We start from the raw sequence: 13,433 nt of genomic DNA on the forward strand, positions 1-13,433 counted from the left end.
TCGGAAAACTGGATGCTGCGAGTGCGTCAAGACCGCGCCATGGCACGAGGGGAATCTGAAACTGGGAGGCTCCGCGAGGGTGTTCATGCAAATCCTGAATGAAAAATGGCCTTGGAGCGTACAGGCTTAACTGACTTTTCCTACAGCTTGAAATCATTTCAAAATCTGTAAAACACCACAGAAACCTGTGTAGGAGCAGCCTGCGGCAGCTCCTGAAGAGCGGCGTCAACGGCCAGCGAAGCGCAGGCGGGACAACTGGCGCAAATCCCCTTCGATGTAGTAATCATTCGTCCAACGGTCATCCATCGCCAACGGATTGACCTGCTTTAACGCCAGCTTCTTCGCAAAATAACGAAAGCGGTAATGCTCATAAAACCGCAGCAGTTCCAGGCCGTAACGATCCGCCAGATCGGTGTCGCCGCGAATGATCAGGTAGTTTTCGTCGTTGCCATTACTCGCCGAAGCGCTGAGGTTGTGGCTGCCGCTGATGATTGTCGGTGTGTCCGTGGTGAAATCGGTGACCACCGCTTTGGTGTGCACCAGCAAATTGCCCTTCTGGCCCTTCATATTCTCGCGCAGCCAGCCTTCCAGCCCGGTGTTGAGCAGCGCAGTGGCGGCAAATTCTGCGCTGCGGTCGGCGTGAAAACCGGTGATTCGGCTGGCCGTGTTTTGCAGACCGTAACGCAAAATGTCGTCGTGGGGCTGACCCAGCAAAGCATTAAGGATCGCGTCGGGTAGCGAGAACGCGGTGACGAATAGCACATCCTTTTTGGCCGCGTTGATGATCCGCTCGAACGCCTGCAAATCTGCACCGCCGGTACGCGGTGAGAATCCGGCGAACACCGGCTGCTGCAGATTCATCGGGTTGTGTCGGGTCACCCAGTCACGGGTTGCGCCAACCTCATCCGGTTGCGCCCAGATCTGCTCGAACGTTTGCCGATAACTGCCGGCAATCGCTTCATCATCCAGCACATGCACCACGTTGGCTTGGCGATAAACCCCATTGGCGGTGAAATTGGTGCTGCCACACAGAACCGCTTCAGGGTGCTGCTCGCCGTTGGCCTCGATGCGGCTCAGCACCATGAATTTGTTGTGAAAGATGTTATGGGTTACGCGCCCACGCTTGTTCGCGGCAGGCAGCCCCACCAGGCTCGCTTCGTTGATTGTGGTGTCTTCGTCATCCGGCCGCGCGTGGTACAGCACTCGCACCTGCACGCCCCGCGCGAACGCCGCGTTCACCGCATCGATGATCGCCTGCAACTGGTATTCGTAGATGGCAATGTCCAGCGCCCATCGGCTATCGACAGCACGCTCGATAAACCCGAGCAAGCGACCGAGCAAGCCGTTTTCCAGCCACTGCCGTGGCGCGTCGGGCCAGGCTTCGATGGGCATGTTCTTGTTGGCGCTGATAAGCGCGTCCAGTTCGGGAAACTTGCGCTGAAAGGCCTGACTGGCGGCGACGGCACGATTGAATATCACGCTTTGATTGCCCGGGCGGCCGTCATCGGAGGTGATCGTCAACTCCAGCGACTCGCCCAACTGCACAGCCTCGGCGGTGCCGTAAGCCAGATGCACGCGGTAATGGAGGGTCATGCCCGGATTGACCGCGTAATCGGCCCAACGGAATTTTTGCAGCGGCGCGATATCACTCGGTGTGGCGTGGAACTGGGGGAAAGTGTGAGCCCTGTCCGGGAAGGTCAGGCTGTTGAACAGGAACAACCAGGGTTTGGCGCCCTGCTGCTTTTCGATGGCGAACCCGAGCAGGCCTTTGCGTCGTGGCTCGGCCAGATCCATGGCCAGCAGCACGCCGTTGGTGCCAGCGTAGGCTTTGACGCGGAAGTCGTCGGCGAGGTTTTTGACCAGTACGCGCATCGCTCACTCCTTGTGATTGGGCTGGGGGCAGCATAGAGCAGGGATGCGGGCTGTGTATTACAGATCTGGAACCGGGTCGATGCCTTCGCGGGCAAGCCCGCTCCCACAGGTTCCGCAGCGTTCGCACACTATGTGGGAGCGGGCTTGCCCGCGATGAGGCCCTGTCAGGCGGCGCAAATATTAAAGGTCATCAATATGCAGATACTCGACATCCAGCGCCGTCGCCAGATCCCTGGCCCGCCCCAACCGAATCGGCCCTCGCTCAATATCGATCAGCAATCCCGGACACGCCAGCACCGGCAACCCCGACCACTGTTTCAAACGCCCATCGGTCACCACCAGCAACCGTTGCTGCTCGGCGGGAAAACGCTTGCGCCGCACCGCCAGCCATTGCCCGGCCTGCACCAGCGCCGCCAGTAACGGCGTGCCGCCGCCGGCACCCAAAGCCTCCAGCCAGCCCCGCAGGCCGCTGGACGCCTTCAATCCCTGCACCTGCCATTTCGGCGCCGAACCGCTGGCCGTCAATAATGCGAGGCGCGCGCGCTGGCGATAGGCGTCATCAAACAGTTGCGCGAGCAGACCTTTGGCATCGCTCAACGCATGATGGCGCCGGGTCGACGCCGAGGCATCGACGATCACCAGCCACAGTTCATGCGGTGAACGCGTACGCAGTTGAAACAGTAAATCCTCACGCGTCCGGGGACGCCCGTTGAGCAACGTGCCCGGCCAGTTCACCGTGCCGTTGCGGGCATTGTGTCGCTTGCCTTGACGTCCGTTGTCCAGCCGACCGGCGCGGGGTCTGGCATTCGCCCCCGCGTCGGATCGGGGGCGAATGCCTACAGCTTTTTTGGCCAGCTCGGCACTTCGCGGCGGGCGCCGGTGGCGAGTGACGGCGCCGGCATGTCGCCCCACTGCCCTTGCCCTTCGCTCGGTGAAGCCTGAGTTTCGGCCGACGACTGTGCCGGCTGCTGCGGGCTCGACGGCGCTTGCTCGCGACGCCGATGGCGCAGGGCAAATTCGGCCACGGCGTCGATATCCTCTGCACCAATCACTTCGGCTCCGCGCCATGCCGCATGCGCGCGAGCGGCGCGCAACCAGACCAGATCAGCACGCAGGCCATCCACCCCGGCAGCGAAACAACGCTCGGTGATCTGCGCCAGTGCAGCATCGTCCAGCGGAATATTGGCCAAGGCACCGCGAGCGTTTTCGCACCGCGCACGCAAGGCTTGTTGTTCGCCTTGCCACTGTGCGCAGAAGGCTTGCGGATCGCTGTCGAAATCCAGTCGGCGACGGATGATCTGCCCGCGTTCGGCAGGTGCCGTGTGCCCGCTGAGGGCGACGTTCAGGCCAAAGCGGTCGAGCAGTTGCGGACGCAACTCGCCCTCTTCCGGATTCATCGTACCGATCAGCACGAACTTCGCCGAATGCCGATGGGAAATGCCGTCGCGCTCGATCAGGTTGGTGCCGCTGGCGGCAACGTCGAGCAGCAGGTCCACCAGATGATCCGGCAGCAGATTGACTTCATCGACATACAGCACACCGCCGTCAGCCTTGGCCAGCACGCCCGGCGAGAACTGCGCGCGTCCGGCGCTGAGGGCAGCGTCGAGGTCGAGGGTACCGACCAGACGCTCTTCGGTGGCGCCCAGCGGCAAGGTGACGAATTGACCGCTGGCGAGCAGATCGGCCAGGCCCCGGGCGAGTGTGGATTTGGCCATGCCGCGTGGACCTTCGATCAGCACACCGCCGATTTTCGGGTCGATGGCGGTGAGGCACAGGGCAAGCTTGAGGTCATCGGCGCCGACCACGGCGGAGAGGGGGAAATGCGGGGTGTCGGTCATTTTGGGTTTTCTCTGTCGTGGTCTTTGGTGTGCTTGATGGTTGTGGGGTGTCAGTTGGGCTGGCCCTCACCCTAGCCCTCTCCCAAAGGGAGAGGGGACTGACCGAGGTGTTGTTTCGAGTTACGCCGACCTGAATTATCGAGTTGACTTCGACTCTGAACAGCACACAAATCGGCTCCCTTTCCCCCTCGCCCCCTTGGGGGAGAGGGCTGGGGTGAGGGGGTGACTTTCCTGAGGACGCTACATATCTTCCTCTATATCCAGCAGCAGATTCTCCAGCGCCTCTTTATAAACCCCCGGCTCCTGCCACATCCCCCGCTGCTGTGCCTCAAGCATGCGCTCGGTCATGTCCCGCAGCGCATGCGGGTTATGCTCACGAACAAACTCCCGCGTTGCCGGATCCAGCAGATAAGCATCGGCCAGCAACGCGTACTGGTGGTCATCGATCAACTGCGTCGTCGCATCGAACGCAAACAGATTATCAATCGTCGCGGCCATTTCGAACGCGCCTTTATAGCCGTGGCGCTTGACCCCGTCGATCCATTTCGGATTGGCCGCTCGCGAGCGAATCACCCGGTTCAGCTCTTCTTTCAAGGTGCGAATCTTCGGCAGATCCGGTTGGCTGTGATCGCCGTGATAACTCGCCGCCGCCTCGCCGCGCAGGCTTTCCACCGCCGCGAGCATGCCGCCCTGAAACTGGTAGTAATCATTGGAATCAAGCAGGTCGTGCTCGCGGTTGTCCTGATTCTGCAGCACCGCTTGCACCTGACTGAGGCGCTGAACAAACTGCTCGCGGGCAGCGGTACCCTCATCAGCACCGCCATAGGCGTACGCGCCCCAGTTCAGATAAACCTCGGCAAGATCTTCGCGGGTCTGCCACAAACGGCCGTCGATCGCGCCCTGCACGCCTGCGCCGTAAGCGCCGGGTTTGGCGCCGAAGATCCGCCAACCGGCCTGACGCCGCGCGGTGTCCTCGTCGAGGCCCGATTGCCGCAGCGCCTCGCGCTCAGCCCGCACTTTTGCCGCCAGCGGGTTGAGGTCGTCCGGTTCGTCGAGGGCAGCCACCGCTTGCACGGCGGCGTCGAACAGGCGAATCAGGTTAGCGAAGGCATCGCGGAAGAAACCGGAGACGCGCAGCGTGACATCGACACGCGGACGATCGAGCAGGCTCAGCGGCAGAATCTCGAAATCATCGACGCGCTGACTGCCAGTGGCCCACACCGGGCGCACGCCCATCAACGCCATGGCCTGGGCGATGTCATCGCCACCGGTGCGCATGGTCGCCGTGCCCCACACGGATAATCCAAGCTGACGCAGATGATCGCCGTGGTCTTGCAGGTGGCGCTCAAGAATCAACGTCGCCGACTGGAAACCAATGCGCCACGCGGTGGTGGTCGGCAGGTTGCGCACGTCAACCGAGTAGAAATTACGGCCAGTGGGCAGGACGTCGAGGCGACCTCGGCTCGGAGCACCGCTGGGGCCGGCGGGGACGAAACGACCGCTGAGGGCGTCGAGCAGACCGCGCATTTCCGCCGGGCCGCAGGCATCGAGGCGTGGCGCGACGACGTCGCGCAGATTATCGAGGATCGCACTGACTTCAGCCCACGCCGGCCCCTGTGGGAGCGAGCCTGCTCGCGAAAGCGGTGGTTCAGGTAAATCTTTAGCGACTGACACGACGCCTTCGCGAGCAGGCTCGCTCCCACAGGGGATTTGCAGGGATTCGCAGATCAACGCAGTGGCAAACAGTTCGAGGCGTTCGCGGGTGTCGCCAGCAGTGCGCCAAACCTCGTCGCTTTGAGATTGCAGCTCTGCGGGACGCGGGCCTGTCCATGGATCAGCCAACGCACAATCCAAAGGATCGAAACCCAGTTCGAAGGCTTTGGCCAGTGCGCGCAGCAGGCTCGATTGCGCGCCCTTCCCGTCTCCGCGTGGAATGCGCAGCAGCGCCAGCAACGTATCAATACGCAAACGCCCGGTCGGCGATTCACCGAACACGTGCAAACCATCGCGAATCTGCGATTCCTTCAGATCACACAAATAGGTATCGAGACGCGGCAGCCAGATCGCCGCATCGGCGTCGCTGTCCAGCGCGGCATCGAGTTGCAGTTCGCGGTCGATCTGCGTCTCGCGGACCAATCGCAGAATGTCGCGCTGCAGCTCACGGGCGCGGCGCGGATCGAGCAACTGCGCTTCGTAATATTCGTCGGCCAGCAACTCCAGATTGCGCAGTGGGCCGTAGGTTTCGGCACGGGTCAGCGGTGGCATCAGGTGATCGATGATCACCGCTTGCGTGCGTCGCTTGGCCTGGGCACCCTCGCCCGGATCATTGACGATAAACGGATAGATATTCGGCAGCGGCCCGAGCAACGCATCCGGCCAGCAGTTCTGCGAAAGACCAACGCCTTTGCCCGGCAGCCATTCGAGGTTGCCGTGTTTGCCGACATGGATCACGGCGTGAGCGCCGTAGGTATTGCGCAACCAGAAATAGAACGCCAGATAACCGTGCGGCGGCACCAGATCGGGGTCGTGATACACCGCGCTCGGATCAACCTGATAGCCGCGCGCCGGCTGAATGCCGACGAAGGTAAGGCCAAAACGCAGACCGGCGATCATCATGCGCCCGTCGCGGCACATCGGATCGTTGTGCGGCGCGCCCCAGCGTTCGTTCACAGCGCTGCGATTGGCCTCGGGCAGCGCATTGAACATCGTCAGGTAAGCGTCCATCGCCAGGCTTTGCTGGCACGGCCGCAGATCGATGGTGTCGAGATCGTTGCTGACGCCACCGAGCAATTGCTCGATCAACCGGGTGCCGCTATTCGGCAGTTCAGCGGCGAGCGGATAGCCCTCAGTTTGCAATGCTCGCAGGATATTCAGCGCCGCCGCCGGCGTGTCAAGACCGACACCGTTGCCGATACGGCCGTCGCGGGTCGGGTAGTTGGCGAGAATCAACGCGATGCGTTTTTCGCCGTTCGGCACCCGCGCCAGATCAATCCAGCGCCGCGCCAGTTCGGCGACAAAATCCATGCGTTCGGCTTGCGCGCGGTAGCAGACCACGTCGGACTGGCTGCGCTCACTGCGCCAGGCCAGATCCTTGAAACTGATCGGCCGGCTGATGATGCGCCCGTCGAGTTCCGGCAAGGCAATGTGCATCGCCAGATCCCGTGGCCCCAGACCTTGCTCGCTGTCGCGCCAGCCGGGTTCGTTGTCCTGCGCGCAGATCGCCTGAATCACCGGGATATTGCGGCGAAACGGCCGTAAATGCGGCGCCTCAGGGCTGGACTGGGCAAAACCGGTAGTGTTGAGAATCACCCCGGCCTCGACCTCGTCCAGCCAATCCTCGACTACCGTCAGACAGCCGGGTTCTTTCAGGCTGGCCACCGCGATCGGCAGCGGATTCAGCCCCGCCGCTTGCAAGCGCTGGCAGAACACATCGATGAACGCGGTGTTCGCCGCTTGCAAATGCGAACGGTAAAACAACACCGCCGCGACCGGGTTTTCCGGCAGCCATTCGGCTTGCCAGTCACTCAGAGCGGCGGAAGTTTTATTCGGGTGGTAAATCGCCGTGCGCGGCAGCGTCTGCGGCTCTTCCCAGGCGTAATCGCGAGCCAGCCAACGGTTGGCCAGGCAGCGGAAGAAATCCAGTGCATTGCCCAGGCCGCCCTGACGCAAGAACTGCCAGAGACGATCGCGATCCACGGCGTTGACGGTGCTCAAGTCGCTGAGCTCCGGATCGGGACGGTCATCGCCCGGCACCAGAATCACCTGTACACCGCGCCCGGAAAGTTCGATCAGACGCTCGACGCCGTAGCGCCAATAGGCGATGCCGCCGTGCAGCGAAATCAGGATGACCTTGGCATGACGCAGCACTTCGTCGACGTACAAGTCGACCGAAGCGTGATTCTGCACCTGCATCGGGTTGGCCAGACGCAGGCTCGGGTAATCCTCGGGCAATTGCTGCGCGGCTTCGGCAAGCAGCGCGAGGCTGGAGTCGCCGCTACACAGGATCACCAGCTCGGCGGGGGTCTGGCCAAGGTCGGCAATATTGTCATCCGAGACGAAACCGCCGGGCTGGGTCCTGAGCAGGTGCATGGCTTAAACGCTGAGCGCGGCGCGCAGTTGCGCTTCGAGTTTGGCGGCGTCGAGTTCCTGGCCGATCAGCACCAGACGCGTGACACGCGCTTCATCGGCGCCCCACTGACGGTCGAAATGCTTGTCGAAACGCGTGCCCACGCCCTGGATCAGCAAACGCATTGGCTTGTTCGGAATGGCGGCGAAGCCTTTGACCCGGAGGATACCGTGCTGAACCACCAGTTGCGTCAGCGCGTCGAGCAGCAGGCTTTCGTCGGCTTGCGGCAGTTCGATGGAGATTGAATCGAAGGCGTCGTGATCGTGGTCATCGTGGTCGTCATCACCGTCGTGGTGGTGATCGTGATGACTGTGACGGCTGTCGATGTGTTCTTCGGAACCGGCGCCAAGGCCAATCAGCACGTCCAGCGGCAGACGGCCGTTGCTGGCTTCGATGATTTTCACCGCTGGCGGCAGCTCTTCGGCGACTTCGGCGCGGACACGAGCGAGGTCTTCCGCGCTGGTCTGGTCAGCCTTGTTGAGGATCACCAGGTCGGCGCTGGCCAGTTGGTCAGCGAACAATTCGTGCAGCGGCGATTCGTGATCGAGGTTCGGGTCGAGTTTGCGCTGGGCATCGACTTGGTCCGGGAACGCGGCAAAGGTGCCAGCGGCCACAGCCGGGCTGTCGACCACGGTGATCACCGCGTCAACCGTGCAGGCGCTGCGGATTTCCGGCCACTGGAAGGCTTGCACCAACGGTTTTGGCAGGGCCAGGCCCGAGGTTTCGATGAGGATGTGGTCGAGGTCGCCGCGACGGGCAACCAGTTCACGCATCACCGGGAAAAACTCTTCCTGAACGGTGCAGCACAGGCAGCCGTTGGCCAGTTCGTAAACGCGGCCGGTGGCTTCTTCTTCGGTGCAGCCGATGGTGCATTGCTTGAGGATTTCACCGTCAATGCCCAACTCGCCGAACTCGTTGACGATCACCGCAATGCGACGGCCCTGCGCGTTGTCGAGCATGTGCCGCAGCAGCGTAGTCTTGCCCGAGCCGAGGAAGCCGGTGACGATGGTGACGGGGAGTTTGGCCAGTGTTTTCATCGGTATGCCCTTTGGCAAGCGGCGGGCATACGGGACGAGAACCGGTAACGCGCGTGCGCGCCGGAAGCGTTCGCCACCGGATCACCCCGCCCGGTTGTAGTGAGAATCTGTGACGAGGCAGGTCTCCTGGCTGACGGTGTTCAGGCGCGGGGCCTGGCATTCGTTGCGCCTTCCCGCTGGCTCGTCAATTGAGCTGGCAGTGGCGTGGCAGCGAACATCACCGTTCACAGTTGCGGGGGCAGCCGCGGCATTGACCGCGTTCCCTTCTTAGCTTCGGCAGCGGCCGAAGAACCTCGAAGGCGCAAGGCTACGCATGGCTTGCTTATGGGTCAATGTTTGGATTGGGGGCATATCCGTTGCTGCGGTAACGGCTGCTTAGGGTTCCGCCCTTACGGCGGGTCACTTTTTCCAGACGCCGAAAAAGTAACCAAAAAGGCTTGCCCCGGCGTACGGCACTTCGCTGAGGCTCAGTGTTCCCTCGCTACGGTGTCCATCCGGGGGCATCGCCTACGGTTTGCTTCGCTGCACCTCCTCTCGATGTGTGCGGCTGCGCCGCACGGCGCTGCGCGCCTACCCCCCGGATGGACACCTACGCTCGGCCTGCCGAAGGGGCAAAAAATCAAAAGCCAAAGCAAGATCAAGAGCCAGATCAAAAGCCCCTCACCCTAGCCCTCTCCCGGAGGGAGAGGGGACTGACCGGGGTGTTTGGGAGAGCTACACCGACGTGAAATACCGAGTTGAACTCAGATTTTGAAACAGATCAAAAGCCCCCCTCACCCTAACCCTCTCCCAAAGGGAGAGGGAACTGATCGAGGTGTTTGGGAGAGGTACGCCGACGTGCGATACCGCGTTGAACACAGATCTTGAAAAGCCCACAAATCGGCCCCCTCTCCCTCGGGAGAGGGCTGGGGTGAGGGGCAGCAACAACGCAAATCAAAAGCCGAACACCCGCGCTCTTCCCCACTCAATAGGCCGAGTGTCAGCTCGCCTGCTTTTGATCTTGATCCACGGGCGACGTCGGAAGGCTGAGTGGAGGGATTGATCCGGGGGTGGGAGCGCAGCGACCGTTTGGCGCAGCCAAACACAGCGAGAGGAGGTGCAGCGAAGCAAACCGGAGACGCTGCGCCCGGATCGATCCCGCAGCGAAGGAACCCCGAGCCCCAGCGAGCGGGCCGGACGCAGGAGCAAGCGTTTTTTGCTTACTTTTTTTGGCGTTTGAAAAAAAGTGAGTCGCCGTAAGGGCGAAACCGTAATCAGCAACACCCGCAGCAACGGATAAGCCCCCCACAAATTGACTAAAATCCCCGACCCATGCTCTCCTACACACCTTGTTACGGGTGCCCTTCACAGGGTGAAACGGGAAACCGGTGAATCATGTGCTTTACTCAAGCCCATGTCAGTCCGGTGCTGCCCCCGCAACGGTAAGCGAGCGAAGCGTCAAAACCACTGTGCCAGCAAGGCATGGGAAGGTGACGCTTGCAGGTCGGCCTGACGCCAACCCCTCGTGAGCCCGGAGACCGGCCCGCAACACACAGCCCGCATTTGTGCGTCGCTGAACATAACAAACCCGCGGTGGGCGGGCGCTGTTCGAACCTCTGCGAGCCCGACCCGCAGGGGTTTTCATGCGCTCGATTGACCCGCTGACACTCCAGAGGGAAGCGCCATGTCGATCATCAGCAGCACCGGCAGCAACACAGACAAAATCGTCAGCACCACCACCCTGAGCCAACGCCTGACGGCTGCGATTTTCGCGTCGATCCTCGGCGCCAGCCTGGTTTACTTCGCCGGTTTCTCGCACATCGAAGCGGTACACAACGCCGCCCACGATACCCGCCACAGCGCCGCGTTCCCGTGCCACTGAGGCCTGCCGACATGATCAAGCGTATTGCGCAAACCGCGGGTTTCACCGGTCTGCTGGCCGCCCTGCTCCTCACCCTGCTGCAAAGCTTCTGGGTTTCGCCGCTGATTCTTCAGGCGGAAACCTTCGAGAAGTCCGAGCCGGTGGCGGTTCACGAACACGCCGCTGGCGCGGCTGTACACACCCACGATGCCGAAGCCTGGGAGCCGGAAGACGGCTGGCAGCGCGTGGTCTCGACCACGGGCGGCAATCTCGTCGTTGCGGTGGGTTTCGCCTTGATGCTCGCCGGTCTCTACACCCTGCGTGCGCCGACCAAAACCTCGCAAGGTTTGCTCTGGGGGCTGGCCGGTTACGCGACGTTCGTGCTTGCACCGACCTTGGGCCTGCCGCCTGAACTGCCCGGCACCGCTGCGGCCGACCTGGCTTCGCGGCAAACATGGTGGATCGGCACGGCCGCCTCTACCGCTGTCGGCCTGGCCCTCATCGTGTTCAGCCGCCACTGGCTGATGAAACTGCTGGGCGTGGCCATCCTCGCCGTGCCCCACGTGATCGGCGCACCGCAACCGGAAGTGCATTCGATGCTCGCCCCCGAGGCATTGGAAGCTCAGTTCAAAATCGCTTCGCAATTGACCAACGTAGCGTTCTGGCTAGCCCTGGGCCTGATCAGCGCTTGGTTGTTCCGCCGCAAAAGCGATGGCCAATACCACTCATGACGGACGATCGCGCAGCGCCGACTCTGGTCATAGGTCTGGGCTGCCAGCGTGGCTGCCCGGCCAGCACGCTGCGCGCGTTGCTCGATCAAGCGTTACAGGCACACCGCATTGAGCTTGAAGCGGTCAAGGCGTTGGCCAGCATCGATCTGAAGCGCGATGAACCGGGTCTGCAAGAACTTGCTGCACAACTGGCCCTGCCCTTGCTGTACTTCAGCAGTCAAGAATTGGCCAGTTATCAGCAACGACTCAGTCACCATTCACAAATTGCTTACGAACGCACGGGTTGCTATGGCGTCGCCGAAAGTGCGGCGTTGGCGCTTGCCGAACAGCTGATTCAGGCACCGGCAAAACTGCTGATTTCCCGGCAGAAATACGCTCAGGCCACGTTGGCATTGGCCGGCGCGGCATAAAATCCCGATAATCCCCGCCATTGATCATGAGCGTTGTTCATCTGCAACGCTGTCGTGTCCTCTTTTTACTCAGGATTCAACGATGACCGTTTACTTCATCGGCGCCGGCCCCGGCGATCCGGAACTGATCACCGTCAAAGGCCAGCGGCTGATCCGCAGCTGCCCGGTGATTATCTACGCAGGTTCGCTGGTGCCGGCGGCGGTGCTCGACGGCCACCAAGCCGAGACAGTGGTGAACAGCGCAGAACTGCACCTGGAGCAGATCATCGAACTGATCAAGGCCGCGCATGCCAAGGGTCAGGATGTAGCGCGGGTGCATTCCGGCGATCCGAGCCTGTATGGCGCAATCGGGGAGCAGATCCGTTATCTGCGTGAGCTGAATATTCCGTTCGAGATCATCCCCGGCGTGACGGCGACCGCAGCGTGTGCGGCGTTGCTTGGTGCGGAACTGACCCTGCCGGACGTGTCGCAAAGCGTGATTCTGACCCGCTACGCCGACAAGACCGCCATGCCAGCGGGCGAAGAGCTGGGCAGTCTGGCGCAGCATGGCGCGACCATGGCGATTCATCTGGGGGTCAATCATCTGGACAAGATTCTGGCCGAGCTGTTGCCGCATTACGGCGCCGATTGCCCGATTGCGGTGATTCACCGGGCGACGTGGCCGGATCAGGATTGGGTGATGGGGACGCTGGCGGATATTGCCGGGAAGGTTGAGGCGAAAGGGTTTCGGCGTACCGCGCTGATTCTGGTCGGGCGCGTTTTGGGGAGTGAGGTGTTTAGCGAGTCATCGTTGTATCGCGCGGGGCATGCTCATCTCTATCGCCCTTGAAGGCCCCTTCGCGAGCAAGCCCGCTCCCACAATTGGAATGCGATCAAATGTGGGAGCGGGCTTGCTCGCGAAGGCGTCGGTACTTTTCACCCATAAAAACTCACCCATAAAAAACGGCGCTCACGGGGCGCCGTTTTTCATGTCTGCAGCGAACACCTTAGTAGTAGGCGTTTTCTTTCTGCGTGTGGTCGGTCACGTCGCGAACGCCTTTCAGTTCAGGGATGCGCTCGAGCAACGTGCGCTCGATGCCTTCCTTCAACGTAACATCCGCCTGGCCGCAGCCCTGGCAACCGCCACCGAACTGCAGGACGGCAATGCCGTCTTCAACCACATCGATCAGACTGACCTGACCGCCGTGGCTGGCCAGCCCCGGGTTGATTTCGGTTTGCAGGTAATAGTTGATGCGCTCGTTGACCGGGCTGTCGGCGTTGACCATCGGGACTTTGGCATTGGGTGCCTTGATGGTCAGCTGGCCGCCCATGCGGTCGGTGGCGTAGTCGACCACGGCGTCATCGAGAAACGCTTCGCTGAACGAATCGATGTAGGCGGTGAAGCTTTTCAGCCCCAGCGCGGTGTCTTCAGGTTTTTCTTCGCCCGGCTTGCAGTAGGCAATGCAGGTTTCGGCGTACTGGGTGCCAGGCTGGGTGATGAAGACGCGGATGCCGATGCCCGGGGTGTTCTGCTTGGAGAGCAGATCAGCCAGGTAATCGTGAGCGGCGTCGGTAATGGTAATAGCGGTCATGGAAACTC

General features: G+C 61.7%; 10 protein-coding genes and 2 riboswitches. Of the genes, 4 read left to right on the plus strand and 6 right to left on the minus strand.

The genetic code is table 11. From position 1 onward, the window contains the following. Window positions 1-225 precede the first annotated feature (225 nt). The 5 genes from ACM6IV_RS09575 to cobW form a co-directional block, all read right to left on the minus strand. The gene (locus ACM6IV_RS09575; RefSeq protein WP_414869744.1) at window positions 226-1,872 is read right to left on the minus strand and encodes a phospholipase D-like domain-containing protein; all 1,647 of its coding nucleotides are present in this window, start codon (window positions 1,870-1,872) and stop codon (window positions 226-228) included. Between the two features lie 180 nt (window positions 1,873-2,052). Then, window positions 2,053-2,784, minus strand: coding sequence for a vWA domain-containing protein (locus ACM6IV_RS09580; protein WP_414869745.1), 732 nt, complete (start codon window positions 2,782-2,784; stop codon window positions 2,053-2,055). Further along, window positions 2,709-3,710, minus strand: a complete 1,002-nt coding sequence (locus ACM6IV_RS09585; RefSeq protein WP_414869746.1) for an ATP-binding protein — start codon at window positions 3,708-3,710, stop codon at window positions 2,709-2,711. The genes ACM6IV_RS09580 and ACM6IV_RS09585 overlap by 76 nt, the downstream gene beginning before the upstream one ends. 240 nt (window positions 3,711-3,950) lie before the next feature. After that, on the minus strand, window positions 3,951-7,799 hold the full coding sequence (gene cobN, locus ACM6IV_RS09590) for a cobaltochelatase subunit CobN (protein WP_414869747.1): 3,849 nt from the start codon (window positions 7,797-7,799) through the stop codon (window positions 3,951-3,953). A 3-nt stretch (window positions 7,800-7,802) separates the two neighbouring features. Then, a complete protein-coding gene (gene cobW, locus ACM6IV_RS09595; RefSeq protein ID WP_414869748.1) occupies window positions 7,803-8,873 on the minus strand; it encodes a cobalamin biosynthesis protein CobW in 1,071 nt (356 codons plus the stop codon). Between the two features lie 98 nt (window positions 8,874-8,971). Then, window positions 8,972-9,184: riboswitch (cobalamin riboswitch) on the minus strand. Between the two features lie 1,007 nt (window positions 9,185-10,191). Next, a riboswitch (cobalamin riboswitch) is annotated at window positions 10,192-10,414 on the plus strand. A 122-nt stretch (window positions 10,415-10,536) separates the two neighbouring features. Between cobW and ACM6IV_RS09600 the strand changes: the two genes are divergently transcribed. The 4 genes from ACM6IV_RS09600 to cobM all read left to right on the plus strand — a co-directional run bounded on the left by ACM6IV_RS09600 (window position 10,537) and on the right by cobM (window position 12,683). Then, entirely contained in the window at window positions 10,537-10,734 is a 198-nt protein-coding gene (locus ACM6IV_RS09600) for a CbtB domain-containing protein (protein WP_414869749.1), read from the plus strand. 11 nt (window positions 10,735-10,745) lie between these two features. After that, the gene (locus tag ACM6IV_RS09605; RefSeq protein ID WP_414869750.1) at window positions 10,746-11,444 is read left to right on the plus strand and encodes a CbtA family protein; all 699 of its coding nucleotides are present in this window, start codon (window positions 10,746-10,748) and stop codon (window positions 11,442-11,444) included. Further along, entirely contained in the window at window positions 11,441-11,854 is a 414-nt protein-coding gene (locus ACM6IV_RS09610; protein WP_414869751.1) for a cobalamin biosynthesis protein, read from the plus strand. The genes ACM6IV_RS09605 and ACM6IV_RS09610 overlap by 4 nt, the downstream gene beginning before the upstream one ends. Before the next feature lie 82 nt (window positions 11,855-11,936). Further along, window positions 11,937-12,683, plus strand: a complete 747-nt coding sequence (cobM, locus tag ACM6IV_RS09615; RefSeq protein ID WP_414869752.1) for a precorrin-4 C(11)-methyltransferase — start codon at window positions 11,937-11,939, stop codon at window positions 12,681-12,683. A gap of 157 nt (window positions 12,684-12,840) precedes the next feature. Here cobM and nfuA read toward each other — a convergent pair whose 3' ends face one another. Beyond that, entirely contained in the window at window positions 12,841-13,425 is a 585-nt protein-coding gene (gene nfuA, locus ACM6IV_RS09620) for a Fe-S biogenesis protein NfuA (protein ID WP_003225494.1), read from the minus strand. Window positions 13,426-13,433: the final 8 nt, after the last annotated feature.

It is taken from the genome of Pseudomonas sp. IT-347P (assembly GCF_949768005.1).
In the GTDB taxonomy this organism is placed as follows: Bacteria; Pseudomonadota; Gammaproteobacteria; order Pseudomonadales; family Pseudomonadaceae; genus Aquipseudomonas.

Excerpts from the sequence above, each read along its gene's own strand:
- nfuA (WP_003225494.1), bottom strand. The coding sequence starts at position 13,425 with ATGACCGCTATTACCATTACCGACGCCGCTCACGATTACCTGGCTGAT.
- cobM (WP_414869752.1), top strand. The coding sequence starts at position 11,937 with ATGACCGTTTACTTCATCGGCGCCGGCCCCGGCGATCCGGAACTGATC.
- ACM6IV_RS09585 (WP_414869746.1), bottom strand. The coding sequence starts at position 3,710 with ATGACCGACACCCCGCATTTCCCCCTCTCCGCCGTGGTCGGCGCCGAT.
- ACM6IV_RS09575 (WP_414869744.1), bottom strand. The coding sequence starts at position 1,872 with ATGCGCGTACTGGTCAAAAACCTCGCCGACGACTTCCGCGTCAAAGCC.
- cobW (WP_414869748.1), bottom strand. The coding sequence starts at position 8,873 with ATGAAAACACTGGCCAAACTCCCCGTCACCATCGTCACCGGCTTCCTC.
- ACM6IV_RS09600 (WP_414869749.1), top strand. The coding sequence starts at position 10,537 with ATGTCGATCATCAGCAGCACCGGCAGCAACACAGACAAAATCGTCAGC.
- ACM6IV_RS09605 (WP_414869750.1), top strand. The coding sequence starts at position 10,746 with ATGATCAAGCGTATTGCGCAAACCGCGGGTTTCACCGGTCTGCTGGCC.
- ACM6IV_RS09610 (WP_414869751.1), top strand. The coding sequence starts at position 11,441 with ATGACGGACGATCGCGCAGCGCCGACTCTGGTCATAGGTCTGGGCTGC.
- cobN (WP_414869747.1), bottom strand. The coding sequence starts at position 7,799 with ATGCACCTGCTCAGGACCCAGCCCGGCGGTTTCGTCTCGGATGACAAT.